A 24,929-nucleotide genomic window follows, 5' to 3' on the forward strand; every position below is an offset into this window, starting at 1 on the left:
CGGCCCTGATAAAAGTCAGGGCATCGCAATCCCGGTAATTAAGGAGGAGCTTATGTCGTTAACCCTACGCGAAGCCAGTAAGGACACATTGCAGGCTGAGAACAAAACCTATCACTACTACAGCCTGCCACTGGCCGCAAAGGAACTTGGGGATATTGCGCGCTTACCCAAGTCACTTAAAGTGTTACTGGAAAACCTCCTGCGCTGGCAGGATGACCTCTCCGTTACGGCTGAGGATATTCACGCCCTGGCCGGATGGTTGCAGAACGCCCACGCCGACCGGGAGATCGCCTATCGTCCGGCCAGGGTGCTGATGCAGGATTTCACCGGCGTCCCGGCGGTGGTTGATCTGGCGGCAATGCGTGAAGCGGTAAAACGCCTGGGGGGCGATACCGCAAAAGTGAACCCGCTCTCCCCGGTTGACCTGGTTATTGACCACTCGGTGACCGTGGACCATTTTGGCGATGATGATGCGTTTGAAGAGAACGTGCGTCTGGAGATGGAGCGTAACCACGAACGTTATGTGTTTCTGAAGTGGGGCCAGCAGGCGTTCAGTCGCTTCAGCGTCGTCCCACCTGGCACCGGTATCTGCCACCAGGTCAATCTGGAGTATCTCGGCAAAGCGGTGTGGAGTGAACTGCAGGATAAGGAGTGGGTGGCCTACCCGGATACGCTGGTCGGCACGGACTCCCACACCACCATGATCAACGGCCTCGGCGTGCTGGGCTGGGGGGTAGGGGGGATCGAAGCCGAGGCCGCCATGCTCGGCCAGCCGGTCTCGATGCTGATCCCGGATGTGGTCGGTTTTAAGCTGACCGGCAAGTTGCGCGAGGGCATCACCGCCACCGACCTGGTGCTCACCGTCACCCAGATGCTGCGTAAGCACGGTGTGGTGGGTAAATTTGTAGAATTCTATGGTGACGGCCTCGACTCTCTGCCGCTGGCAGACCGGGCCACTATCGCCAATATGGCGCCTGAATATGGCGCGACCTGCGGTTTCTTCCCCATTGACGGCGTGACGCTGGAGTATATGCGCCTCAGCGGGCGCAGCAGCGAGCAGGTCGCGCTGGTGGAAGCCTACGCTAAAGCACAGGGGATGTGGCGTAATCCGGGCGATGAACCGGTGTTCACTAGCACCCTGGCGCTGGATATGGGCGAGGTTGAAGCCAGCGTCGCCGGGCCGAAACGTCCCCAGGACCGGGTGGCTTTGCCGGATGTGCCTAAGGCGTTTGCCGCCAGCACTGAACTGGAGGTCAACACCGCACAGAAGGATCGCCGTCCTATTGATTACGTCATGAACGGCCAGCAGTACCAGCTTCCGGACGGCGCGGTTGCGATCGCGGCTATCACCTCCTGCACCAACACCTCGAACCCCAGCGTGCTGATGGCGGCGGGACTGCTGGCGAAAAAAGCCGTTACCCTCGGCCTGAAACGCCAGCCGTGGGTCAAAGCCTCGCTGGCACCTGGCTCGAAAGTGGTCTCCGATTACCTGGCGCAGGCCCGCCTGACGCCATATCTCGATGAGCTGGGCTTTAACCTGGTAGGGTACGGGTGTACCACCTGTATCGGTAACTCCGGGCCGCTGCCGGAACCTATCGAGACAGCAATCAAGCAGGGCGATTTGACGGTAGGGGCGGTGCTCTCGGGCAACCGTAACTTTGAAGGTCGTATCCATCCGCTGATTAAAACCAACTGGCTGGCCTCTCCGCCGCTGGTGGTGGCTTATGCCCTGGCGGGCAATATGAATATCAATCTGGCAACCGATCCGCTGGGATACGATCGCAAAGGGGATCCGGTTTATCTGAAAGATATCTGGCCGTCGGCACAGGAAATTGCTCTTGCGGTTGAAAAAGTGTCCACCGACATGTTCCGCAAAGAGTACGCCGAAGTGTTTGAAGGCACGCCTGAGTGGAAAACCATTGAGGTGGCGCGTTCAGATACCTACAGCTGGCAGGATGACTCCACCTACATCCGTCTGTCGCCTTTCTTTGACGAGATGCTGGCGGAACCCAAACCGCTGGAAGATATCCACGGTGCGCGCGTACTGGCCATCCTCGGTGATTCGGTGACCACCGACCATATCTCCCCGGCAGGCAGTATCAAGGCGGATAGCCCGGCAGGGCGTTATCTCCAGAGTCGTGGCGTAGAGCGGCGTGACTTCAACTCCTACGGTTCGCGTCGCGGCAACCATGAAGTGATGATGCGTGGCACCTTCGCCAATATTCGTATCCGCAACGAGATGGTGCCTGGCGTGGAAGGCGGAATGACGCGCCATCTGCCCGGAACCGAAGTGATCTCAATCTATGATGCGGCGATGAAATATCAGCAGGAGGGCACGCCTCTGGCGGTGATAGCCGGGAAAGAGTACGGCTCCGGCTCAAGCCGCGACTGGGCAGCAAAAGGACCCAGATTGCTTGGTGTTCGCGTCGTTATCGCCGAATCGTTTGAGCGTATCCACCGTTCAAACCTGATCGGGATGGGGATTTTACCCCTGGAGTTCCCGCAGGGGGTATCGCGTAAAACGCTGGGGCTGACGGGTGAGGAGCGCATTGACATTGCGGATCTGCAGAACCTGACGCCTGGCGCCACCGTGCCGGTCAAACTGACGCGTGCCGATGGGCAAACCGAGGTGGTGAACTGCCGCTGTCGTATTGATACTGCGACGGAGCTCACCTACTACCAGAACGACGGCATATTGCACTATGTCATTCGTAATATGCTGAACTAAAAGAAAATCAGCCCGGCATAAATTGCCGGGCTGTTGTTTTTACTTGTTAAGCAGATGACCTAGCTTGGCCGCTTTGGTATCCAGATAGTGTTCGTTTTTCGGGTTACGCCCCACAATCAGCGGCACACGTTCAACGATATTGATCCCGGCTTCGGTCAGGATCTCCACCTTACGCGGGTTATTGGTTAGCAGACGTACTTCATCGACGCCCAGCAGCTTGAACATATCCGCGCACAGGGTGAAATCACGTTCATCGGCAGCAAAGCCCAACTGGTGATTAGCTTCAACGGTATCGTAGCCTTGATCCTGCAACGCATAGGCGCGGATCTTATTCAGCAGACCGATGTTGCGGCCCTCCTGACGGTGATACAGCAGAATGCCGCGGCCCTCTTCGGCGATGCGCGACAGGGCAGCTTCAAGTTGAAAACCACAATCGCAGCGCAGGCTAAACAGGGCATCACCCGTGAGACACTCGGAATGAACGCGAGCCAGAACCGGCGTCTGCCCGGACGTATCGCCGAAGACTAACGCGACATGATCCTGCCCGGTTGCCAGTTCTTCAAAGCCCACCATCAGGAAATCGCCCCATGGGGTTGGCAGATTGGCTTCTGCCACACGTTTAAGCTGCATGTGATTCTCCAGAAAATGCTGACACGCCTTGTGTCTGTTGCCTGTTTGGCTGTCGGTATGTTCTTATTTTGCCACAAGCTGCACGGGTTCACCTAATCACTGCCGGCTTAACGAACGTTAAACGCACAATCCGACATTTTTACGCAGCTCTGATTTTTCGGTTATGATTGTGAGGCTTATCGAAAAAAGGAGACGACATGCTTTCAATAGCCCGCCGTACGGCGGTTGGTGCAGGGATATTGCTTGTAATGCCTGTGGCGGTGTGGATATCAGGCTGGGAGTGGCAGCCTGGTACGAACAGCGCATGGTTGAAGGCGCTGTTCTGGGTAACCGAGACGGTTACTCAACCCTGGGGCATTATTACGCATACGCTATTGTGCGGCTGGTTTTTGTGGTGCCTGCGTTTTCGTTTGCGGGCCGCCATTATGCTGTTTGCCATTCTCGCCGGCGTGATCCTGATCGGCCAGGGGCTCAAATCCTGGGTGAAAGATCGGGTTCAGGAGCCGCGTCCATTTGTCGTCTGGCTGGAAAAAACTCACCATGTTCCGGTCGACGACTTCTACAATTTAAAGCGTAAGGAACGCGGTGAGTTGGTGAAAGAACAGCTTAGTGAACAACAGTCTGTCCCGACATTCTTACGCAAGCACTGGCAAAAAGAGACCGGATTTGCCTTTCCGTCCGGACACACCATGTTCGCCGCAAGTTGGGCGTTGCTGGGGGTAGGGCTGCTGTGGCCGCGTCGACGCACGTTGACCATCGCCGTTCTGCTGGTCTGGGCGACGGGCGTGATGGGAAGCCGCCTGCTGCTCGGTATGCACTGGCCGCGGGACCTGGTGGTAGCCACCCTGATGTCGTGGCTGCTGATTACCTGTGCCACCTGGCTTGCCCAGCGCGTCTGCGGTCCGCTCACGCCGCCGGTAGAAGAGAAGCGGGAAATTGCCGACAGAGAGCAAGAAAGCTGACTGAGGTTGAAATTATTATATTAAGCCGCAGATCAGAACGTGGCGCGACGCTTTTTCCGTTTCGCGCCCGTCCTGAAAATGGTAGTTTATAAGGCTGGTTACGCTATGGTGAACGCTCTTTATTCGCTTAAACCACATAACGGGAAGTAATGTGAAATATTTACTCATTTTCTTACTGGTGTTGGCGATTTTTGTCATTTCCGTCACATTGGGTGCGCAAAACGATCAACAGGTAACGTTTAATTATCTGCTGGCGCAAGGCGAATATCGGATATCCAGCCTCCTGGCGGTTCTGTTTGCTGCAGGGTTTGTTATCGGCTGGCTGATTTGCGGTCTGTTCTGGCTTAAAGTTCGGGTATCACTCGCCCGGGCGGAACGAAAAATTAAACGTCTTGAAAACCAAATTGCGCCTCCGGCCGACTTTCCGGTAAGTTCAGGTGTGCCGGTAGCGAAGGAATAATCTAAGATGCTGGAGTTGTTGTTTCTGCTTTTGCCTGTAGCCGCAGCCTATGGCTGGTATATGGGCCGCAGAAGTGCGCAACAAACAAAGCAGGATGAGGCGAACCGTCTTTCACGCGACTACGTCGCCGGGGTTAACTTCCTTCTGAGCAACCAACAGGATAAAGCGGTCGATCTGTTCCTTGAGATGTTAAAAGAGGATACCGGGACCGTTGAAGCCCACCTTACGCTCGGTAATTTGTTCCGCTCCCGCGGTGAAGTCGACCGCGCCATCCGCATCCACCAGACCTTAATGGAGAGCGCCTCATTAACCTATGAGCAGCGTTTGCTGGCGGTACAACAGCTGGGCCGTGACTATATGGCGGCCGGTCTCTACGATCGCGCCGAAGAGATGTTCAAGCAGCTGGTGGATGAAACCGATTTTCGCATCAGCGCCCTGCAGCAGTTGCTGCAGATTTATCAGGCCACCAGTGAATGGCAGAAAGCGATCGACGTTGCTGAACGTCTGGTGAAGCTTGGTAAAGATAAACAGCGCGTTGAAATTGGCCACTTCTACTGCGAACTCGCCCTGCAGCAGATGGGCAGCGAAGATATGGACAAAGCCATGGCGCTTCTTCGCAAGGGCGCCGCCGCGGATCGCAGCAGCGCGCGCGTCTCCATCATGATGGGGCGCGTCTATATGGCGAAAGGGGATTACCAGAAGGCGGTGGAGAGCCTGCTCCGGGTTATCGATCAGGATAAAGAGCTGGTCAGCGAAACCCTGGAGATGTTGCAAACCTGCTATCAGCAGCTGGACATGACCTCAGAGTGGGTGGCTTTCCTGCGCCGTTGCGTGGAAGAGAACACCGGGGCGACAGCGGAGCTGATGCTGGCGGATGTGGTTCAGGAACACGAAGGCAGTGATACGGCGCAGGTCTACATTACCCGTCAGCTGCAGCGCCATCCCACCATGCGTGTCTTCCATAAGCTGATGGATTATCACCTGAACGATGCGGAAGAGGGGCGCGCCAAAGAGAGCCTGATGGTGCTGCGGGACATGGTAGGCGAACAGGTGCGCAGCAAGCCGCGCTACCGCTGCCAGAAGTGTGGTTTTACGGCCTATACCCTGTACTGGCACTGTCCGTCATGCCGCGCCTGGTCCACCATTAAGCCAATTCGCGGCCTCGATGGGCAGTAATTTTTAAAAAGCCTTATTTTAGTTACAACATACTAATTAAGGTTTGACACAATGGGTCCGTGCGCGCTGTGGTCTGGCAGGAATAAAAATGTAACCTGTTAATTTTTGTGGTGCGCAGGTAGAATGCTCGCCGTTTAACATTCCCGCGCCGATGCGGCGCCCATCGACGAGAAGGTCCGGTCATGACGTCTGTAGCTTCATCTTCCTCCCGCGTAGTTACTGCATCTCCTGTTGTTGTCGCTCTGGATTACAACAATCGCGACAATGCCCTGGCGTTCGTTGATCGTATTGATCCGCAAGACTGCCGCCTGAAAATCGGTAAAGAGATGTTCACGCTTTTTGGACCACAAATTGTTCGGGATATGCAGCAGCGCGGATTTGATGTTTTTCTGGATCTGAAATTCCACGATATTCCTAACACCACGGCCCATGCGGTAGCCGCAGCGGCTGAGCTTGGAGTCTGGATGGTGAACGTTCACGCCTCCGGCGGGGCGCGTATGATGACCGCCGCTCGCGAAGCGCTGTTACCCTTTGGTAAAGATGCCCCATTGCTGATTGCCGTTACCGTGCTGACCAGCATGGAAGCCAGCGATCTGCTGGACCTTGGCGTGACGTTGTCACCGGCAGAGCATGCCGAACGTCTGGCTCGCCTGACGCACTCCTGCGGCCTTGATGGCGTCGTCTGCTCTGCTCAGGAAGCCGTTCGCTTCAAAAGTGTTATCGGACAGGATTTCAAGCTGGTCACGCCGGGCATCCGTCCCCAGGGGAGCGATGCAGGCGATCAGCGCCGCATTATGACCCCGGAACAGGCGCTGGCGGCGGGCGTGGACTATATGGTTATTGGTCGGCCGGTCACCCAGTCAGCCGATCCGGCACAAACCCTGAAAGCTATTAACGCATCACTTCAGAAGGGGGCGTAATGCGCGACACTAACAGCCGCCTGGTCTATTCGACAGAAACCGGGCGCATTGATGAGCCAAAAGAGATCGCTGAGCGACCAAAAGGTGATGGCATTGTACGGATTCAACGCCAGACCAGCGGACGTAAAGGGAAGGGCGTATCGCTGATCACCGGAATTGATGCCGACGATGCCACTCTGGCGCAGATTGCCGCAGAATTGAAGAAAAAGTGCGGATGCGGCGGGTCAGTTAAAGATGGCATTATTGAGATTCAGGGCGACAAACGGGATCTTATTAAATCCCTGCTGGAGGCCAAAGGGATGAAAGTGAAATTAGCGGGCGGTTAACGCACCGTCAAAACAAATAAGCCACGGTCGAAACCGTGGCTTACTGTTTTTATTTTGAGATAGCGCCAGAAACAACAGAGCGTTATCAAATGACTGCGGTGGCAATCGGTAGGTTATTTAACCTGGTGACCGATGATCCCACCCACTGCAGCACCACCCAGGGTACCCAGCGTGCTACCGTCAGTTAAGACGGAACCACCGATTGCGCCAGCACCCGCACCAATCGCGGTATTACGGTCTTGTCTGCTCATGCCGGAGCACGCGCTCAGGGATAATGCCAGCGTAACGGCCAGCATAGCAGCGGATAATTTTTTGCTGTTAAAGGTCATAATTCATTCTCCTGAAGTATTGATCCACGGAAATCATTTCGCTTAAATGGCTATGAATCCCCTCAAGCGCGTTATTCCATGAAACTTGATTGCGCAGGCGTTACAAGATCACGCAGGTGATAGTTACTTCCTGTTATATCGCTAACAATAATTTTACGTCTTTATTACTGATCCGACAGGTAAATAGTCTTAAACGGGGGGTCAGAAAAGTCTCAGAGCGAAGGGGCAGAAAAATGACGCCCGATATTCGGGCGTTAGAGTAGGGTCAGGCGGGTTTTTTAACGATATCGACGGTTAAGCCGTCTTGCTGCAGAGTGGCGACATGGGCTTGTTTAATGCCCTCGTCGGTAATCACCCGGCTAAAGCGGGAGACCGGGCCCATTGTATAAGGGTGAACCGCGCCGAATTTAGAGCTGTCGGTGAGCACAATGGTTTCGCCGCCTTTCTCCAGCACCGCGTTTACCACATCCGAGCGCATCATGTCCCGTCCGGTAAAGCCGGTATCAGGCAACCAGCCATCAATGCCGATAAATGCCTTGTTGAAATGGACCTGCTGCACATACTGACGCGTAAGCGGGCCAACCATGCTTTCGCTTTTTTTCTGGTAAATGCCGCCGAGCAAAATCACTTCGCTGCGCGTCTCCTTCAGAAGATGCGCTATATAGCTGCTCACCGTCACGATGGTAACCTCTTCTTTCTGGTCGGCCAGCGTGCGTGCGAGCAGGGCATTGCAGCTACCGTTCTCGATAAACACCGTTTCGCCATTATTCACCAGCGATGCCGCAAACTCCGCCAGCTCGCGTTTCAGCGCATAGTTGTTCATCATGCGCGTTTCAACATCTTCGCTGTCCAGCGGGACGGCGTAACCGTGCGCGCGACGGAGGTAGCTCATTTTTTCCAGAAGATTGAGATCCTGGCGGATGGTGACTTCTGACACGCCGGTTGCTTTTGCCAGATCAACGACACTCACTCGCCCTGTGTCGATCACCATCTGTAATATTATTTGTTGTCGGGAGTTCATAGCATCCATATTAAAACGGCATGGCCGTTAGTTGAAAACTGACTTAAACACGAGAGGTGGATCGAGCCTTAAACTTCCCATGGGGATTTAGGCGACACTGCACCCGGGTTTTTCTGCTCGCCCGCCAGGGTCAGTAATTCTGATTTTAATATCTCGAGATTACGAAGAGCAGAGTTCACATCGCCTGCGACCAGAATATCCAGCACAGTATCAATACGTTGCGCCACTTTCAGTGCATCGATATCAGACATAATCTCATCCCTAAATGAAAAGTGAATAAATTCAATGATGCAGAAATTGAAGGCAAAAGAGAAGGGAAAAAGTGAGCTAACGAAAGCCCATTAATGGTAGTGATATTTTGATGCTTCTTTATACGTAGGAATTTTGTAGTGGATTAGTCTAACTCTGCGCGCAAGGCGCTTTTTTCTATGAGGAATTAGACTATGACAATTATCAATCAGGCTACCTGTAAACTGTTCACTGATTCTGCACGATTCACCCAGCTCGCCGGCTATTACGAGGAGGAGAGACGTACCGTGTGGATGATGTTACGGGCCCAGCCGCGTCCCTGCTTCAATCATGCGCTTATAGAGGAGATTATGAACCTGTCGTGGCTGGTACGGCAGTCCGGGTTTGAGGTTGATTTCTGGGTGACCGGTTCGCTAGTGCCCGATATGTATAATACGGGTGGCGATTTACGCTTCTTTGTCGAGTGCATTGAGAACGGTCGTCGGGAAGCGCTTCGGGCCTATGCCCGCGCCTGCGTGGACTGTGTCCACGCCGCATCGCGGGGATTTGATACCGGGGCGATCACCCTGTCGATGGTAGAGGGCAGTGCCCTTGGGGGTGGCTTTGAAGCGGCGCTCGCGCACCACTTTTTACTGGCGCAACGGGATGCCCGCTTAGGGTTTCCTGAAATCGCCTTTAACCTGTTCCCCGGGATGGGAGGCTACTCGCTTGTCGCCCGCCGCTCTGGTATGAAACTGGCAGAAGAGCTGATCTATAAAGGGGAGTCGCACACTGCGGAATGGTATGAGCAGCAGGGTCTGGTGGATGTGCTGTTCGAACCCGGTCAGGGCTACGTGGCGACGCGGACCTTCATCGACACGTTACAACCCAAGATGAATAGCGTCAGAGCGATGCTGCGCGCCCGCCAGCGGGTATTGCAGCTGCCGCGCAGTGAGCTGATGGACATCACGGAAGATTGGGTAGACGCCGCATTCTGCCTGCAACCTAAGGACGTGGCCTATATGCAGCGGCTGGTGCTGTTGCAGGACCGCCACACGGCATCGGGGCTGCGTAAAGCCAGCTAGCGCGCATTCCGTGACTGATAACGTTTAAACCATCGCTCGAAAGCGACAGCGGGCATGGGTTTAGCAAACAGAAATCCCTGTCGTTCATTGACGCCGTTCTTCGTCAGAAAGGCGTCTTCTTTCGCACTCTCGACCCCTTCGGCAATCACCTGTAAATTCAGCGCCTGAGCGACTGCAACGATTGCGCGCACCAGCGATTGCGACACCGACTGCTTGTGAATATCCCGGACAAATGCCTGGTCGAGCTTAATGGCATCGATGGGAAAACGCGCCAGTTGCGACAGCGAGGAATAACCGGTTCCGAAATCATCAAGGTGGATCTGCGCCCCCAGCTGGCTGAACTGCTGGATCACCGACAGCGCCAGCTCTTCGTTTTCAATCAGACAGCTTTCGGTCAGCTCGACATCAATAGGGCAGTATTCAAAATTGAGATCCTTCAGCGCCTGTTTCAGATCGCTGAAAATCGTCTGGTCTGCCAGCTGGCGGGCCGAAACGTTGACCGCCACGCGTAAATTGATGCCTTTATCGCGCCATTTGGCCACCTGGCGTACTACATCCAGCATTACCCAACGCCCGAGCGGAACAATCAGTCCGGACTCTTCGGCGTAGGAGATAAACTCCAGCGGTGGGATCAGTCCGCGCTCCGGAGACTGCCAACGCACCAGCGCTTCGAGGGTTCTCACCTCGCCACGCCAGGTAATTTTGGGCTGGTAGTGGATCACCAGCTGGTCATTGTCCAGCGCCTTGCGCAGGTTGGTGTCCAGCCACAGATATTCAAAAACGCGCTGATTCATTTCCGGCGAGAAAACGCAGAACTTGCCGCGGCCATTCTCTTTCGCGGTATACATGGCGGTATCGGCGTTGCGTATCACGCTTTCCCGATCGGTGCCGTGCTGGGGGGCGAGGGAGATCCCCAGCGAACAGCCGGTGTAGACTTCAATTAAACCAATCCGGAAAGGCTGACGCAGGCGGGTGAGGATCCGCGAAGCCATAGCTTCGAGCGCACCCTGTGACGTACCGGTTGCCAGCACGATAAACTCGTCGCCACCCAGACGCGCAAGGACCTGCCCGTCCTCCAGACAACTGAGGATAGCCAGCGCCACCGCCTGCAGCAGCTGATCGCCAAACATATGCCCGTAGGCATCATTCACTTTTTTGAAATTATCGAGGTCAAGATAGACCACGCCCACCTGACCATCGCCACGGGTTTCTATCGCTTCGCTGATCAGATCGTGGATAGCGTTGCGGTTTGGCAGGCCAGTAATGGTGTCGGTATTGGCAAGTACACGAAGACGTTCCTGGGCACGGCGTTCTTCAGTAATATCCGTACCGGAACAGATAAGGAATATTTCATTTTTTCCGCTGCCGCTGTGCACGAATTTATTCCGGAATAAAAACAAACGCTGCCCTTTACGGGTTTTAATCCAGCGTTCCACTTCATAGGAGCTGCCGTCCCGAAAAAAAACGCTGATATTACGCCGGGAAGCCGCTGCCTCGCTGCGGCTCATAAACAGTTTAAAGACGTTCTGACCGATAACCTCGTGCTCTTTCATCCCGGTATATTCTTCGCTCAGGCGGTTGAAGCGTTGAATATTGCCGTGCCGGTCGAGAATAACGATGACCGAGTTGGCCTCTGAAACCACCTGCTCGGCAAAGGATAACCCCTGCGCCAGATCGCGGGCGACGGAAGGGGTGTCGTTCCAGGCGGAGGCGGTACCGGTCCACTCTTTTTTATTGATCTTACGTCCCACCAGGTGCACTGGCACCTCGGTTCCGTAGAGGGAGAGCGTCATGGTAATGCTGGAGGTAATAACCGTCATCTGGCGAATGCTGTTGGCCTGCTCGTCATTCAGCGCCACAACCTGTGTGGTATCGGCGCTTTCGCTGGCCGCAAGATGGAGCGCGTTACTGTCCGCCGTCAGCCGCCACCAGGGACTGTGGGTGCCCATGTAACGAAACAGCAAATTTTGCTCCAGATCGTCAATCATGCTCTCTCCCAGGCGCACTCAATTGCACACACTGTGCATTTTCAGTCGGTTTTACCGTACTTAAATAGCGGTAAACCCGAACTAAACTTATTGTTTTTTCCCAGTATTCTTATATTAGAACGAGATTAGCAAAAAAGGATACAGGCGAATGAATATTCTGGTGACACGTTAAAGCATTCACCAGACTGTCATGAATAAGTGTGATCGCTTTTCGCAATTTAGGGGAGAAAAAGATAAGTAAAAATGATGAATTTGACGTTAACGCAAAAAAAAAGCCGGTTCCCTCAAATGAGGTGAACCGACTTTTAGGCAATCAACAATCAGACGGCAGGGCGGGCAATAATGCTGCGTGTTTCCATGCGCACTTCAGCAATAGTGACATCGATAACTTCAGTCACTTTATAGGCCACTTCGCCTTTGATTTGCACGGTGCCATTTTCCTGGCTGCAGACCAGCTCGTCACGTACGGCGTGCAGGAATGGCGCAGGAATAAAGGCCACGGCGCCATTATCCACCAGACGGACACGCATGCCGCCACGGCTGACATCGATGATCTCCGCCGCGAAACGGGTATCCGTTCCGGCTTTGTCTTTCAGGAACCTGGCGTAGAGCCAGTCACCAACGTCGCGTTCCGCCATGCGGTTAAGGCGACGGCGCTCGGCCATCTGCACCGTGGCTTCGTCCTGTGGACGGGCAATGGTTTCGCCTTTAACGATCGCTTTCAGCAGGCGGTGGTTAATCATATCGCCATACTTACGAATCGGTGAAGTCCAGGTGGCGTAGGCTTCCAGCCCCAGGCCAAAGTGCGGGCCAGGTTCGGTGCTGATCTCAGCGAAAGACTGGAAGCGACGAATGCGGCTGTCCAGGAAACCAGATGGCTGGGCATCCAGTTCACGGCGCAGCTTGCAGAAGCCATTCAGGGTCAGAACTTCCTGCGGATCCACATGCACGTCATGGGTCTTCAGCAGGGCAGCCAGCGCTTCGCTGTTAGCCGGATCAAACCCGGTATGCACGTTATAGATACCGAAACCGAGTTTGTCGCGCAGTACGCGGGCTGCGCAGATGTTCGCCGCAATCATCGACTCTTCAACGATGCGGTTAGCAATGCGACGCGGCTCCGCCACGATATCCAGCACTTCGCCTTTTTCACCGAGAATGAAACGGTAGTCAGGGCGATCTTTAAAGACCAGCGCATGGGTCTTACGCCATTCGCTACGGCTCAGGCAGACGCGATGCAGCAGGCGGATCTGATCGGCAATGGCCTCATTCTCTGGCTGCCAGCTACCGCTGTTTTCCAGCCAGTCAGAGACCTCGTCGTACACCAGCTTGGCTTTAGACTCAATCAGCGCAGCGAAGAACTCAATGTTCTCTTCGATAGTGCCATCGGCAGCGATGGACATGCGGCAGGCCAGTACCGGGCGCACTTCGTTGGCGCGCAGGGAGCAGAGATTATCCGACAGTTCACGCGGCAGCATCGGGATGTTGAAGCCCGGCAGATAGTTGGTAAAGGCACGGATTTTCGCCGCGTCATCCAGCGGGGTGCCTTCTGCGATCCAGGCCGTAGGATCGGCAATCGCTACGGTTAGCAGCAGTTTACCGTCAGCCTGCTCTTCAACATACAGCGCATCGTCCATATCTTCGGTGCTGGCGCTGTCGATGGTGACAAAATTCAGGGCAGTCAGGTCGCGACGCTCAAGACCTTCGTCCAGCATGTCAGTCGCTGCGCCTTCTGGCGCCTCTTTTTCCAGATTATGGCGGGCAAGGGTGACCCACCACGGTACGAAATGGTCTTCGCCGAAGGTGATAAACTGGGTCAGTTCGGCATAAAAACCGCGATCGCCCTTCAGAGGGTGACGGCGCATTTCTGCTACGGCCCAGTCACCTTCTTTAAAATCATGCGTCACGCCACGCTCAGCGCGGCAGGGGATGGCGTCTTTCAGCAGAGGATGGTCCGGAATGATGGACAGACGGTCATCTTTTCTCAGCACCTTACCCACAAAACGGGTCAGGAACGGTTCAATTAATTCTTCAGGCTCGGCTGATTCACGATCCTTTTCGCTATGGATCACGGCCGTAATGCGATCGCCGTGCATCACTTTCTTCATCTGCGGAGGCGGAATGAAGTAACTTTTCTGCGCATCGACTTCAAGGAAGCCAAAGCCTTTTTCCGTGGCTTTTACGACCCCTTCAGCACGTGGCGTCTGGGAATGCAGTTGCTGTTTAAGCTGCGCTAGCAGCGGGTTGTCCTGGAGCATAGTGATCTATTTTCGTAGCCATTGAGCGGCTGACAGTTTTACGCGAATCTCACTGCTACAGCAAGCGCTCTTTCGGTCGTTAGTGTGGTTATTCGCTTCTGCCAATGGCGATTTTCAGACGGTTCAGCCAGCCGCAAAAAGCGCTCCAGGTGAGCAGGTTGATGGCCTGTACGGGCGACTGGCCATCATCTGTCAGCGGGGTAAACTGCGCGGCGCTGAACTGATCCGGCGATCGCGCCAGCTGTTCTACCGCACGCCTTACCGCCTCATCCTCTTTATACACCGTGTTAATGCCACTGATAAGAATTTCACCCGTTTGATCGAGGATCAACGGTTCATGACAGAGCACCGGCGCAAGAGGCTGCAATAACGGCTCCTCCTGCCAGCGTTCAAGCGAGGCCAGCTGTTGCGGGCTGGCCTGACAACGCTCAACACCAGGGATGGCAGGCTGCCACATATTCAGGTCGTTATCGTCCGGCAGGGCGTGAGGCGGGATATGGTGCCCCGGCAGCCAGCGCACCGGGTGGCCGAGCAGGGCCTGAAACACCGCCACCACACGCGCCTGAAAGCCCACAAAGCCGATAATCTGATTGATGGTCACGATGTCATACACCGTCAGGCCCACCTCATCGAGCCCCTGCTGCGCTTTGCTGTCGATCACATCCGGCGAGCTGGCAAGCTGGCGGGCATACTGGGTGATCTGGGCGAGACGGCGATTGCTTTCACGGGAGGAGTCGGGGCCGGGGAGCGGGGCGAGAAGGGCGGCGTAGTGATTACACAGGCGCTGCACGCCGCACACCTGGGCGACAGTCAGAGCAGTACTGAAACGATCGTAGGCGCTCAGCGTACGCAGCCGGGTAACCGCGACGGTCCGCGGGAAAAAAAGGTCGCATAGCGCCCGGGCCGGGGTTAACCAGCGTTCACAGGCTGCCAGCAACGTTGCCGGTAGCGCGATATTCAGCAAAAAGCGATCGGCGACATGCGCGGCTTCGGGAACCAAAGGCAGGACTTCCGTCGGGCTGCTACTGGACTGGGTCTCATGATACCAGTGGCCTTTGCCAGAAATACGGCGTTGTTCCATGTGCGTTCCTTGATCTCAAAATGGCGATCAATATCCTGGCGGAAGGCGGATAAGCGGAAAAATATTGTTAAGTGATAACAAATAGCGGAACGGAATAACGGGGGGAGAGAAGGCTGAACGGTGGGCAAACCTTCCCGCCGGAGCGGGAAGGTAACGAACTTATTTGAGTTCCAGCTCGTTCATTGCAGCGATGCTGAAACCGCCGTCAACGTGAACCACTTCGCCGGAGATGCCAGCAGAGAGGTCAGAGCAGAGGAAGGCTGCGGAGTTACCCACATCTTCGATGGTCACGGTGCGACGGATCGGGGTAACCGCTTCGCAATGCGCCAGCATTTTACGGAAGTCTTTGATGCCGGAAGCCGCCAGAGTACGGATTGGACCGGCAGAGATGCCGTTTACGCGCACGCCTTCCGGACCCATTGCGTTCGCCATGTAGCGCACGTTGGCTTCCAGAGAGGCTTTTGCCAGACCCATTACATTGTAGTTCGGGATAGCGCGCTCAGCGCCCAGGTAGGAGAGGGTCAGCAGCGCTGCGCCCGGGTTAAGCATGGAGCGGCAGGATTTCGCCATCGCCACAAAGCTGTAGGAGCTGATGTCGTGTGCGATTTTGAAGCCTTCACGGGTGACCGCGTTTACATAGTCGCCATCCAGCTGGTCGCCCGGTGCAAAACCGATGGAGTGAACGAAACCGTCAAATTTCGACCAGGTTTTTGCCAGCTCGGCGAACATGCCATCGATGCTTTCATCTTTAGCAACGTCGCATTCCAGAACAATGCTGGAATCCAGCTGCGCGGCAAACTCTTCTACGCGGCCTTTCAGCTTGTCGTTCTGGTAGGTGAATGCCAGCTCAGCGCCTTCGCGATGCATAGCCTGTGCGATGCCGTATGCGATGGACAGTTTGCTGGCAACGCCAGTGACCAGAATACGCTTACCGGAAAGAAAACCCATAGCTCTTAATCCTTATATTCATTGTTGTGGCGGCTGTCATTTTTGGACAACCGTCGTTAAAACGCGGCGATAATAGCATGTGTCGCGTACAGTGTTAATCCGACCACTCCATACGGGGCAGGTCAGCGATCTTTTCGCCAGGCATCGGCGGTTAAGGCTTCGCCAAAATGCCCGGCAATTAAACGTTTAGTCAGATCGTGGAGCGGGGCGGCCAGCACCGAGGCGGTACTGCCGCGCTCCACCACTGAGCCTTCGTGCATCACCAGCACCTGATCGCTGATGTGCTTCATCATCCCCAGATGCTGGGTGACGTAGATATACGAGATACCCTGTTTCTCCTGCAACTCCAGCATCAGGTTGATAAGTTGTGAACGCATCGACATATCCAGCGAGGCCAGCGCTTCGTCAGCGATGATCACTTTCGGGCGCAGGATCAGCGCGCGGGCAAGACCCAGACGCTGCTTCTGCCCCGGCGCCAGCATGTGCGGATAATAGCTGACGTGATCCGGCAGCAGTCCGACCATGCGCAGGGTATCGATGATCTGCTTACGTCGCGCTTCAGGTTCCAGATCGGTATTGAGCCGCAGCGGGAAATCGAGGATCTGTGAGATACGCTGGCGCGGGTTCAGCGAGGTGGAGGGATCCTGAAAAATCATCCTGATCCGCTGGCTGCGGAACGAGTAATCGCCAAATTTCAGCAGATGGTCGTCAATCAGGACTTCTCCGTCCGAGGGTTCAATCATCCCGGCCAGCATCTTCGCCAGCGTCGATTTGCCCGAACCGTTCTCACCGATGATCGCCAGGGTCTGCTTTTCACGCAGGGTGAAACTCAGCGGTTTTACCGCTTCAACGGTTTGACGGCGAAATAAGCCGGTGCGGTAGCGAAAGGTCTTACTCAGGTTGCGCACTTCCAGCAGGGTTTCGACCATGTCACTCTTTCTCCATGTTCAGCGGGAAATGGCAGGCAAACAGATGGTTCTTCGGCCCGGCCAGGCGCGGCGTTTCAATGCACTTACGCTGGGCATAAGGACAGCGTGGCCCCAAGCGACAGCCAATCGGCAGGTGCTCCAGCAGCGGGATAGCCCCCGGCAGGGTATTCAGGCGACTTTTATGCGGCATAGGGCTGCCAAAATCCGGTATCGCACGGATCAGCGCCTGGGTGTACGGATGATGCGGCGTGGTGATCAGATCCTCGCTGCCAGCGGTCTCCACGGTCTGACCGCAGTACATCACATCAATCTTATCCGCCCATTTACTCAGCATCTGCAGGTCATGGCTGATCAGCAAAATAGTGGTGTTGTTGTTCTGATTAAGCCGGGTCAGCAGGCGGAAGATTTGCGCCTGGGTGGTCGGCTCCATCGCGTTGGTCGGTTCATCCGCAATCAACAGGCGTGGCTGGTTAGCCAGCGCGATGGCAATCATCACTTTCTGACACTCACCGTCCGTCAGCTCATAGGGGAAGCTGCGCATGGCGTCTTTATGATCTTTGATCCCAACCCGGTGCAGCAGCTCAATGGCCCGGCGTTTACGCCAGCCAAAACGCTGCCACCAGCGGCCTTTATAGGTCCAGGCTGGAATGTTTTGCATCAGCTGTTTGCCTACCCGCTCCGAGGGATCGAGACAGGATTGCGGCTCCTGAAAGATCATCGACACGTTGTGGCCCACCAGCTTGCGTCGTTCGCGGACGGAGAGGCGCAGCAGGTCGATATCATCAAAGCGCATACGGTCAGCGGTGACGCGCCAGTTATCCTTCGCCACACCGCAAATCGCTTTGGCAATCAGGCTTTTGCCTGAGCCCGATTCCCCTACCAGTCCGCGAATTTCGCCTTCGCTCAGGGTAATACTGACGCGATCGACCGCTTTGACCCAGCCTTCGCTGGTTTTAAGTTCAATCGTCAGATTGCGAATATCCAGTAACGGCATTATTCCACCCCCGCCACAATGGCGCGACGGATCCCGTCGCCAAGCAGGTTCACCAGTAATACGCTAACCATAATTGCAGCACCTGGCAGCATCACTGTCCAGGGGGCCACATAGATCAGTTCAAGCGCGTCGCCCAGCATCGCGCCCCATTCCGGGGAGGGCAGTTGAGCGCCCAGATCGAGAAAACCGAGCGCGGCGATATCCAGGATCGCCATCGACAGGGCACGGGTAATTTCCGTAACCATGCCCGAGGCGATATTGGGCAGGACCGCAAACCACAGAATATTCATGGTGGTGGCGCCATCGAGACGGGCGGCCACCACATACTCTTTTTCCAGCTCATCATGCACCAGGCTGTAGACCGAACGTACCATGCGCGGCAGTAGCGCCAGCCAGACAGCAAACATGGCATGCGTCAGGTGCGGACCGGCGAAGGCCACCACAATAATCGCCAGCAGCAGCGACGGGATCGATAGCAGCGTATCGAGAATATGGTTCATCACCGCCGAGCGCAGGCCGTGAGTAGCCCCGGCGACAATACCCAGTACCAGACCGCACAACGTGGCGGCCAGGGTGACCACAAAGGCGCCGCCTACCGTCGGCGCGGCGCCGCTCAACAGACGGCTTAACACATCGCGCCCGAGGTCGTCGGTGCCCAGGAAGAAGGAGACTTCACCGTAGCGGGACCAGGATGGCGGTAACAGCTGATAGCCGAGAAACTGCTGATCGATGCCATACGGCGCAAACCAGGAGCCCAGGATACACAGCAGCACCAGGCCGCCGCAGCCGTACAGGCCGATCATCGCCATGGCGTCGCCGTAGAAATTTCGCCACACGGTGCGTAACGCACCGGGCGTGCGCTTTTCACTGTATACGCTATCGTAAGGCATACCATTCCTTATGTTTCAGTGGGTTAGCCATAGCGCCCAAAATATCAGATAACACGTTCACAATAATCACCAGCGCGCCAATCACCATCACGCCTGCAGAGATAGCGGCGTAATCCTGCTGGCGAATGGCGTTAATCAGCCAGCGCCCGAGGCCTGGCCAGCTAAAGACCATTTCGGTGATCATGGCCAGCGTCAGCATGGTTGAGAACTGCAGTCCGAGACGCGGGATCACCGGCGGTAGCGCATTATGCAGCACATGGCGACGTAAAATCGTCAGCCGTGACAACCCGCGTGTGGCGGCCGCTTTAACATAGTTCTGGTCAAACACCTCGCTGGTGCTGATGCGCATCAGGCGAATCACCTCCGTGGTCGGTGCCACGGCCAGGGCCAGCACCGGCAACACCATGTGGCGCACGGCGCTGATGATCATCTCATGCCGCCAGACCGAATCTGAGAGCCAGGCGTCAATAATGGCGAATCCGGTGACGGTTTTTACCGCATAGAGCAGGTCAAAACGTCCGGAGACCGGCAGCCAGCCGAGCGTCAGCGAGAAAAAGAGCGTCAACAACAGCGCCAGCCAGAAGACGGGAACCGAAAACCCGAGCAGGGCGATCGCGCTGATCAGCTTGTCCTGCCATTTACTGCGGGTTATCCCGGCGAGCATCCCGACCGGGATTCCCACCATCAGCGCAAAACCGAACGCCAGGATGCAGAGCTCCATGGTGGCGGGGAAGACCTCTTTCAGTTGCTCGGCGATGGGCTGGCCGTTAATGCTGGAGACGCCAAAGTCCCAGTGCAGCACGCCTTCAAACCAGAACCACCACGCATTCCACAGCGACGCACCCTGTAGCGGCGCGTGCGGGGTAAAATAGCTCAGGCTAAAACCCACTAAGGTCAGAAAGAAGAGGGTGATCAGCAGCAACAGCAACCGACGTAAGGTAAAAATAATCACGGTTTTTTCACCTCTTCTTGTTTCTCGCGGGAGACGCCCGCAAACGACGCATTTCCAAACGGGCTGAGCACCAGGCCTTTGATATCGTAACGGTACGCCTGCAGACGCAGGGAGGAGGCCAGGGGCAGCACCGGCAGCTCTTTGGCCAGAATAATCTGCGCTTCATCATAGGCATCGATACGTGCCGCCAGCTGCTGGGTCGACAGCGCCTTGCGCAGAATGCTGTCAAACTCGCGGTTGCACCAGTGGGCATAGTTGGTCTGCGAATCAATGGCCGCACAGCTCAGGAGCGGACGGAAGAAGCTGTCCGGGTCGTTACTGTCTGTCGCCCAGCCTGACAGGGTGAGATCGTGGTTCATGTCCATCAGGCGCGCCTCCTGAAAACGACCTTCTACCGGAACAATCACCACCTTGACCCCCACCTGGGCCAGGTCAGCCTGGAGCAGCTCTGCGGTTTTTAACGGGCTAGGGTTCCAGGCTTGGGAGCTGGTGGGCACCCACAGTTGCAGGGTGAGGTTTTCTGCCCCCAGCGCTTTGAGCTGTTCGCGTGATTTTTCCGGGTTGTATTCGGTAATTTTAGCCTCGCTATCGTAGGCCCACGAGGCGCGGGGCAAGATTGAGGCGGCCGTTTCCGCAGTACCGTAATAAATGGACTGCATCAGACGCTGGTTATTGATCGCCAGCGCCAGGGCATGGCGTACCGCCGGGTTGTCCAGCGGCGGCTTGTTGGTGTTAAAGGCCAGATAAGCGATATTCATGCCCGGGCGCAGGGTCAGGCGCAGACGCGGGTCGTCACGCAGGATGGTCAGCTGGCTGGCGGCGGGCCATGCCAGAACATCACATTCGCCGGTGAGCAGTTTCGACAGCCGCCCGGTACCGCCGGAACCTAAATCGACCACTACCTGCGGCATCAGCGGCGTGCCGCGCCAGAATTTCTCATGGCGCTGCAGGCGCACGTACTGCCCGGCCCGGTACTCTTCAACCTGAAACGGTCCGGTTCCTACGGGCTGGCGGTCCATCAACTCCATTTTGTCCTTCAGGGTGAGCTGTGTGGCATATTCCGCGGACATCACCGAGGCATAGTGCGTCGCCAGATGCCACAGGAAGGAGGCATCCGGCCGCGCCAGGGTGAACTCTACCGTACGGCTATCCAGCTTGCGGACATTCTTCACCGTATCGGCAAATTGCAGACTGTCGAAGTAGGGGAAATTACCGCCGTTGATGTAGTGCCACGGATGGTTGCGGTTAAAAATGCGCTGGAAGGTAAAGACCACGTCATCCGCATTGAGTTTACGGGTAGGTTTAAACCACGGCGTGCTCTGGAAGTTCACATCGTCGCGCAGGCGAAAACGGTAGGTGGCCCCGTTGTCCAGCACTTGCCAGCTCTCGGCCAGTTCAGGCACCAGGCGATAGGTATAGGGATCCACATCCAGCAGGCGGTCATAGAGCTGAGCGGCGAGGGTATCGACGATCAGGCCGCTGCTGGCCTTTTGCGGGTTGAAGGTGTTGACCTGCCCACTTACACAGTAGACAAAGCCGCTGTCGCGAATATCCGCGCGCTCTGCCAGCTCAGGCGCGGCAAACGCCTGGCTGCTTAACAGACCGAACGCAATCAGGGACGAGAAAACCAGTCGCATAATTTTTAAGGAATTGAGTATAATTACGTTATCTTACTAATAGTAAATGACATTTGCCATGAACGTTTGCGTTTTGAGGTAGGATGAGGTGGCATGCTTGACGATCATTGTTGCGTTCTCGTACCTGCTCAAAACGTGAACCTGCCACCTGCTTCGACTAAATCTCATCATTCATCTTAGCATTTTAAGGGCCCGCTTGACTCATATAAAACAAGGGATTCTCTTCCGAGGGTTGCCACCAGCATGGCGACATATCAAGGATTGATGAATGGAGAATAGACAAATCAATTTGTAAAATGGACGTTAACATTTTATGCAGCCTCGAGCCTTGCTGTTATAGAATGGATTAGTATCAACGTAATTCTTTGAACATAGAGGTTTTAATGTCAGTCTCAAAAGATTTTTTACTTTCGGTGTATGAACGATGCAATGAGCACTTAAGAGAGCAATCGACAAAGCGGGATCAGACAATAGCTTTTTATCTGGTTGTTATATCATTTTATTTTGGATCGTACTCGGCAATTAGCAAATTAATGGTGAGTGCATATTCTCCGGTGTTTTTTAATGTGGTGATATGCCTGATCAGCGGAATGACTATCAGAACTTTATCTGGGCTACGTTCCTGGCATATGCAATATGCTAACGCTGCTCTCGCGTTAAATAAGGTTATCGCTAAAGATATCTTTGAATTGAATGGCGTTAATGCTGAGATTAAATCTTTTTTTGAGGCTAGAAAGAAAAAATATAATAAAATGAGAATTGTCGAAATGTTTTCTGGTGTTGAGAATAGGGTTATTTTTGGCATGGTGCTGATTTCGGGTTTTCCGATAGTCATGTTGGTAAAGGAAGTGTTTTCTGTATTAAAAATCAATGATAAGGATTTAATCATTTTTTGTGAGATATTATTTTACCTGGGCTACGTTGCATATTACTTATATAATACTATGCTAATCTTAAAGCGCTCGGCGGACCAAACGACCTGGATTGTGAATTTTGAATAGTAATATCTTTGAAAATAGTTACTTAAAGGTTTTTCTTGACGAGTTGGGGCACCTGAGAATCTCCCAAAAGCATGGTGGGGTTGTTGTCATCCCCGAATGCAGTGGGAAATACGCTTTAATTCAGCATTCAAGGAATGGAAATGTTCTCATTGAGTTTCCTAGAGGATTTATTGAAAAAGGCGAATCTCATGTAGAAGGTGGAGAGCGCGAGTTAAAAGAAGAGCTAAGTCTTAACTCACTTAACAGCTATGTATTAGGTGAATTAGTTACTGACTCAGGATTAATAGCAGATAATATTCAAGCAATTGTCTGCAAAGTGGAGGAGCCTTTTCAACTATCTTTACAGTCAAGTGAAGGTATCCGGGGATGTTGTTTTTACACTTACGACGAAATTATTTCGCTTATAAAAGAAGATAAAATAAAGGATAATTTTACTTTGGCATCCTTAATGCTGCTTCAAGCAAGAAATAAAAATCTTTAAAAAAGATTAAGATTAAACAAGCCTAAATAATCTTTACTCGTAGTGTAAACAGCAAAACTACGAGTCATTAACTGCAAGTGATTTACGATCAGCGCATCTGATGCTTTTTGAGCAATGCCCTTAACTGATGGTAGGTCAGCCCCAGCAGTTCAGCCGCGCGTTTCTGATTAAATTGTGCCTCGCGCAGGCTCTGCTCCAGCAACAGCTTCTCCTGCTCCAGCTGGAACAGACGCAAATCGAGGGGCAGGGTAGGTATACCCGTGGTAAGCGGTTTGCTGACAGAGGGCTGTGCGGGACGCTGAAAGGGATCGATCACAATTTCATCCAGCTCTGTCTCGCTGCTACCGTGGCGGTAGACGGAGCGCTCCACCACGTTTTTCAGTTCGCGGACATTGCCCGGCCAGCGGTAATCCAGCAGCGTTTCGCGAGCGTGCTGACTGAAGCCGGGAAAAAGGGGCAGCCCAAGCTCACGACACATCTGAATGGCAAACTGCTCCGCCAGCAGCATGATATCGCTGCGTCGCTCGCGCAACGGCGGCAGGTTAACGACATCAAACGCCAGCCGATCCAGCAGGTCGGCGCGAAACTTCTCCTGCTCGACCATCTCCGGCAGATTGGCGTTAGTGGCGCACACCAGCCGCACGTTGACCTGTAAAGGCTGGCTGCCGCCCACGCGCTCCAGCTCGCCATACTCAATGACGCGCAGCAGTTTTTCCTGCACCAGCATCGGCGCGGTCGCCAGCTCATCAAGAAACAACGTGCCGCCATCGGCGCGCTCGAAGCGACCGGGATGGCGACGCTGCGCCCCGGTAAAGGCGCCCGCCTCATGACCAAACAGTTCCGTATCCAGCAGATTTTCGTTCAGCGCGGCGCAGTTCAGGGAGATAAACGGTCCATCCCAGCGACCGGAGAGGTAGTGTAGCCGGTTGGCAATCAGCTCCTTGCCGGTGCCGCGCTCGCCGATAATCAGCACCGGTTTATTCAGCGGTGCCAGCCTGGATACCTGCTCCAGCACTTCGAGAAAGCTGTTAGCCTCCCCGAGTAACGTATCTTTAAATTCAGCCATGATGTAATTGACCACTTATTGGTGTAATTCACTAAGTGAGAGTAGGGCGTAGCGGGCAAAAAAGCAATCACCATGTGTTAAATCAATGAGATATAAAACTGGCACGGGAATTGTATTAACTATGCAGCAGGGCTCAGCCCGATAACAGAAAATATGAGGATTCAATTATGGGTATTTTTTCTCGTTTTGCCGACATCGTGAACGCCAACATCAACTCACTGCTGGAGAAAGCAGAGGATCCACAGAAGCTGGTTCGTCTGATGATTCAGGAGATGGAAGATACGCTGGTGGAAGTGCGCTCTAACTCCGCCCGTGCGCTGGCTGAGAAAAAGCAGCTTTCCCGCCGTATTGAACAGGCGACCGCCCAGCAGGCCGAATGGCAGGAAAAAGCGGAGCTGGCGCTGCGCAAAGATAAAGAGGACCTCGCCCGTTCTGCGCTGATTGAAAAGCAGAAACTGACCGATATTGTCGCTACCCTGGAGCAGGAAGTCACCCTGGTGGATGAAACCCTTGCCCGCATGAAAAAAGAGATTGCGGAGCTGGAGAACAAGCTGAGCGAAACCCGCGCCCGCCAACAGGCTCTGACACTGCGTCACCAGGCAGCAAGCTCGTCCCGTGACGTGCGCCGTCAGCTCGACAGCGGCAAGATTGACGAAGCCATGGCCCGTTTCGAGTCGTTTGAGCGTCGTATCGATCAGATGGAAGCGGAAGCGGAAAGCCACAGCTTTGGCAAACAGAAAACGCTGGATCAGCAGTTTGCCGATCTGAAAGCGGATGATGAAATCAGCGAGCAACTGGCCGCGCTGAAGGCCAAAATGAAACAAGACAATCAATAATAACGA

24 protein-coding genes are annotated in these 24,929 nt (G+C 54.6%); 10 read left to right on the plus strand and 14 right to left on the minus strand.

Translation table 11 applies throughout. From position 1 onward, the window contains the following. Positions 1-52 precede the first annotated feature (52 nt). A complete protein-coding gene (gene acnA / locus DVA44_RS10450; RefSeq protein WP_114386648.1) occupies positions 53-2,728 on the plus strand; it encodes an aconitate hydratase AcnA in 2,676 nt (891 codons plus the stop codon). Between the two features lie 39 nt (positions 2,729-2,767). Here the strand turns inward: acnA and ribA are convergent, their stop codons facing one another. Continuing rightward, a complete protein-coding gene (gene ribA / locus DVA44_RS10455) occupies positions 2,768-3,358 on the minus strand; it encodes a GTP cyclohydrolase II (protein WP_168192025.1) in 591 nt (196 codons plus the stop codon). A 197-nt stretch (positions 3,359-3,555) separates the two neighbouring features. Here ribA and pgpB point away from each other — a divergent pair, with 197 nt between their 5' ends. The 5 genes from pgpB (at position 3,556) to yciH (ending at position 7,202) form a co-directional block, all read left to right on the plus strand. Beyond that, positions 3,556-4,320, plus strand: coding sequence for a phosphatidylglycerophosphatase B (gene pgpB, locus DVA44_RS10460; protein WP_114386650.1), 765 nt, complete (start codon positions 3,556-3,558; stop codon positions 4,318-4,320). A gap of 151 nt (positions 4,321-4,471) precedes the next feature. Further along, positions 4,472-4,780 (plus strand): LapA family protein, encoded by a 309-nt coding sequence (locus tag DVA44_RS10465; protein ID WP_114386652.1) that lies wholly within the window; start codon positions 4,472-4,474, stop codon positions 4,778-4,780. Positions 4,781-4,786: 6 nt separating this feature from the next. Beyond that, positions 4,787-5,956: a lipopolysaccharide assembly protein LapB gene (lapB, locus tag DVA44_RS10470; protein WP_114386654.1), complete on the plus strand. Its 1,170-nt coding sequence runs from the start codon at positions 4,787-4,789 to the stop codon at positions 5,954-5,956. 182 nt (positions 5,957-6,138) lie between these two features. Next, on the plus strand, positions 6,139-6,876 hold the full coding sequence (gene pyrF, locus DVA44_RS10475; protein ID WP_114386656.1) for an orotidine-5'-phosphate decarboxylase: 738 nt from the start codon (positions 6,139-6,141) through the stop codon (positions 6,874-6,876). Then, entirely contained in the window at positions 6,876-7,202 is a 327-nt protein-coding gene (gene yciH / locus DVA44_RS10480) for a stress response translation initiation inhibitor YciH (RefSeq protein ID WP_114386658.1), read from the plus strand. The genes pyrF and yciH overlap by 1 nt, the downstream gene beginning before the upstream one ends. Before the next feature lie 113 nt (positions 7,203-7,315). Here the strand turns inward: yciH and osmB are convergent, their stop codons facing one another. The 3 genes from osmB to DVA44_RS10495 form a co-directional block, all read right to left on the minus strand. After that, positions 7,316-7,531 (minus strand): osmotically-inducible lipoprotein OsmB, encoded by a 216-nt coding sequence (gene osmB, locus DVA44_RS10485; RefSeq protein ID WP_103179879.1) that lies wholly within the window; start codon positions 7,529-7,531, stop codon positions 7,316-7,318. A 265-nt stretch (positions 7,532-7,796) separates the two neighbouring features. Further along, positions 7,797-8,552, minus strand: a complete 756-nt coding sequence (locus DVA44_RS10490; RefSeq protein ID WP_114386660.1) for a DNA-binding transcriptional regulator YciT — start codon at positions 8,550-8,552, stop codon at positions 7,797-7,799. Between the two features lie 68 nt (positions 8,553-8,620). Then, on the minus strand, positions 8,621-8,803 hold the full coding sequence (locus DVA44_RS10495) for a hypothetical protein (RefSeq protein ID WP_103822238.1): 183 nt from the start codon (positions 8,801-8,803) through the stop codon (positions 8,621-8,623). Between the two features lie 192 nt (positions 8,804-8,995). On the opposite strand from DVA44_RS10495, the gene DVA44_RS10500 reads away from it, so the two are divergent. Further along, complete coding sequence (locus DVA44_RS10500; protein ID WP_114386662.1) at positions 8,996-9,865, plus strand: crotonase/enoyl-CoA hydratase family protein; 870 nt, start codon at positions 8,996-8,998, stop codon at positions 9,863-9,865. Here the strand turns inward: DVA44_RS10500 and pdeR are convergent. The 9 genes from pdeR to sapA form a co-directional block, all read right to left on the minus strand. Next, entirely contained in the window at positions 9,862-11,853 is a 1,992-nt protein-coding gene (pdeR, locus tag DVA44_RS10505) for a cyclic di-GMP phosphodiesterase (RefSeq protein ID WP_114386664.1), read from the minus strand. The genes DVA44_RS10500 and pdeR overlap by 4 nt on opposite strands. A 320-nt stretch (positions 11,854-12,173) precedes the next feature. Continuing rightward, positions 12,174-14,108, minus strand: a complete 1,935-nt coding sequence (locus DVA44_RS10510; protein WP_114386666.1) for an exoribonuclease II — start codon at positions 14,106-14,108, stop codon at positions 12,174-12,176. Between the two features lie 88 nt (positions 14,109-14,196). Next, entirely contained in the window at positions 14,197-15,189 is a 993-nt protein-coding gene (locus DVA44_RS10515; RefSeq protein WP_114386668.1) for a CMD domain-containing protein, read from the minus strand. A gap of 159 nt (positions 15,190-15,348) precedes the next feature. Continuing rightward, positions 15,349-16,137, minus strand: coding sequence for an enoyl-ACP reductase FabI (gene fabI, locus DVA44_RS10520; protein ID WP_114314744.1), 789 nt, complete (start codon positions 16,135-16,137; stop codon positions 15,349-15,351). A gap of 122 nt (positions 16,138-16,259) precedes the next feature. Next, on the minus strand, positions 16,260-17,066 hold the full coding sequence (sapF, locus tag DVA44_RS10525; RefSeq protein WP_103179872.1) for a putrescine export ABC transporter ATP-binding protein SapF: 807 nt from the start codon (positions 17,064-17,066) through the stop codon (positions 16,260-16,262). Position 17,067: 1 nt separating this feature from the next. After that, positions 17,068-18,060: a putrescine export ABC transporter ATP-binding protein SapD gene (gene sapD / locus DVA44_RS10530; protein WP_114386670.1), complete on the minus strand. Its 993-nt coding sequence runs from the start codon at positions 18,058-18,060 to the stop codon at positions 17,068-17,070. Then, on the minus strand, positions 18,060-18,950 hold the full coding sequence (gene sapC, locus DVA44_RS10535; protein ID WP_103822232.1) for a putrescine export ABC transporter permease SapC: 891 nt from the start codon (positions 18,948-18,950) through the stop codon (positions 18,060-18,062). The genes sapD and sapC overlap by 1 nt, the downstream gene beginning before the upstream one ends. Next, positions 18,937-19,902: a putrescine export ABC transporter permease SapB gene (gene sapB / locus DVA44_RS10540; protein ID WP_103822231.1), complete on the minus strand. Its 966-nt coding sequence runs from the start codon at positions 19,900-19,902 to the stop codon at positions 18,937-18,939. The genes sapC and sapB overlap by 14 nt, the downstream gene beginning before the upstream one ends. Then, positions 19,899-21,539 carry an ABC transporter substrate-binding protein SapA gene (gene sapA / locus DVA44_RS10545; RefSeq protein WP_114314745.1) on the minus strand — a complete coding sequence of 547 codons (1,641 nt, stop codon included), beginning with the start codon at positions 21,537-21,539 and terminating at the stop codon, positions 19,899-19,901. The genes sapB and sapA overlap by 4 nt, the downstream gene beginning before the upstream one ends. Positions 21,540-21,922: 383 nt before the next feature. Between sapA and DVA44_RS25540 the strand changes: the two genes are divergently transcribed. Together DVA44_RS25540 and DVA44_RS10555 are read left to right on the plus strand one after the other, a co-directional pair. Then, on the plus strand, positions 21,923-22,540 hold the full coding sequence (locus tag DVA44_RS25540; RefSeq protein ID WP_139157096.1) for a hypothetical protein: 618 nt from the start codon (positions 21,923-21,925) through the stop codon (positions 22,538-22,540). Then, positions 22,533-23,021, plus strand: a complete 489-nt coding sequence (locus DVA44_RS10555) for an NUDIX hydrolase (RefSeq protein WP_114386674.1) — start codon at positions 22,533-22,535, stop codon at positions 23,019-23,021. Before DVA44_RS25540 ends, DVA44_RS10555 begins: the two co-directional genes overlap by 8 nt. An 88-nt stretch (positions 23,022-23,109) precedes the next feature. Here the strand turns inward: DVA44_RS10555 and pspF are convergent, their stop codons facing one another. Next, a complete protein-coding gene (gene pspF / locus DVA44_RS10560; RefSeq protein WP_114314748.1) occupies positions 23,110-24,087 on the minus strand; it encodes a phage shock protein operon transcriptional activator in 978 nt (325 codons plus the stop codon). Positions 24,088-24,254: 167 nt separating this feature from the next. On the opposite strand from pspF, the gene pspA reads away from it, so the two are divergent. Then, the gene (gene pspA, locus DVA44_RS10565) at positions 24,255-24,923 is read left to right on the plus strand and encodes a phage shock protein PspA (RefSeq protein ID WP_103822228.1); all 669 of its coding nucleotides are present in this window, start codon (positions 24,255-24,257) and stop codon (positions 24,921-24,923) included. Positions 24,924-24,929 lie beyond the last annotated feature (6 nt).

This window comes from Leclercia sp. W17, assembly GCF_003336325.1.
In the GTDB taxonomy this organism is placed as follows: Bacteria; Pseudomonadota; Gammaproteobacteria; order Enterobacterales; family Enterobacteriaceae; genus Enterobacter.

Excerpts from the sequence above, each read along its gene's own strand:
- acnA (WP_114386648.1), top strand. The coding sequence starts at position 53 with ATGTCGTTAACCCTACGCGAAGCCAGTAAGGACACATTGCAGGCTGAG.
- ribA (WP_168192025.1), bottom strand. The coding sequence starts at position 3,358 with ATGCAGCTTAAACGTGTGGCAGAAGCCAATCTGCCAACCCCATGGGGC.
- pgpB (WP_114386650.1), top strand. The coding sequence starts at position 3,556 with ATGCTTTCAATAGCCCGCCGTACGGCGGTTGGTGCAGGGATATTGCTT.
- lapB (WP_114386654.1), top strand. The coding sequence starts at position 4,787 with ATGCTGGAGTTGTTGTTTCTGCTTTTGCCTGTAGCCGCAGCCTATGGC.
- pyrF (WP_114386656.1), top strand. The coding sequence starts at position 6,139 with ATGACGTCTGTAGCTTCATCTTCCTCCCGCGTAGTTACTGCATCTCCT.
- yciH (WP_114386658.1), top strand. The coding sequence starts at position 6,876 with ATGCGCGACACTAACAGCCGCCTGGTCTATTCGACAGAAACCGGGCGC.
- osmB (WP_103179879.1), bottom strand. The coding sequence starts at position 7,531 with ATGACCTTTAACAGCAAAAAATTATCCGCTGCTATGCTGGCCGTTACG.
- DVA44_RS10490 (WP_114386660.1), bottom strand. The coding sequence starts at position 8,552 with ATGAACTCCCGACAACAAATAATATTACAGATGGTGATCGACACAGGG.
- DVA44_RS10495 (WP_103822238.1), bottom strand. The coding sequence starts at position 8,803 with ATGTCTGATATCGATGCACTGAAAGTGGCGCAACGTATTGATACTGTG.
- DVA44_RS10500 (WP_114386662.1), top strand. The coding sequence starts at position 8,996 with ATGACAATTATCAATCAGGCTACCTGTAAACTGTTCACTGATTCTGCA.
- pdeR (WP_114386664.1), bottom strand. The coding sequence starts at position 11,853 with ATGATTGACGATCTGGAGCAAAATTTGCTGTTTCGTTACATGGGCACC.
- DVA44_RS10510 (WP_114386666.1), bottom strand. The coding sequence starts at position 14,108 with ATGCTCCAGGACAACCCGCTGCTAGCGCAGCTTAAACAGCAACTGCAT.
- DVA44_RS10515 (WP_114386668.1), bottom strand. The coding sequence starts at position 15,189 with ATGGAACAACGCCGTATTTCTGGCAAAGGCCACTGGTATCATGAGACC.
- fabI (WP_114314744.1), bottom strand. The coding sequence starts at position 16,137 with ATGGGTTTTCTTTCCGGTAAGCGTATTCTGGTCACTGGCGTTGCCAGC.
- sapF (WP_103179872.1), bottom strand. The coding sequence starts at position 17,066 with ATGGTCGAAACCCTGCTGGAAGTGCGCAACCTGAGTAAGACCTTTCGC.
- sapD (WP_114386670.1), bottom strand. The coding sequence starts at position 18,060 with ATGCCGTTACTGGATATTCGCAATCTGACGATTGAACTTAAAACCAGC.
- sapC (WP_103822232.1), bottom strand. The coding sequence starts at position 18,950 with ATGCCTTACGATAGCGTATACAGTGAAAAGCGCACGCCCGGTGCGTTA.
- sapA (WP_114314745.1), bottom strand. The coding sequence starts at position 21,539 with ATGCGACTGGTTTTCTCGTCCCTGATTGCGTTCGGTCTGTTAAGCAGC.
- DVA44_RS25540 (WP_139157096.1), top strand. The coding sequence starts at position 21,923 with ATGTCAGTCTCAAAAGATTTTTTACTTTCGGTGTATGAACGATGCAAT.
- pspF (WP_114314748.1), bottom strand. The coding sequence starts at position 24,087 with ATGGCTGAATTTAAAGATACGTTACTCGGGGAGGCTAACAGCTTTCTC.
- pspA (WP_103822228.1), top strand. The coding sequence starts at position 24,255 with ATGGGTATTTTTTCTCGTTTTGCCGACATCGTGAACGCCAACATCAAC.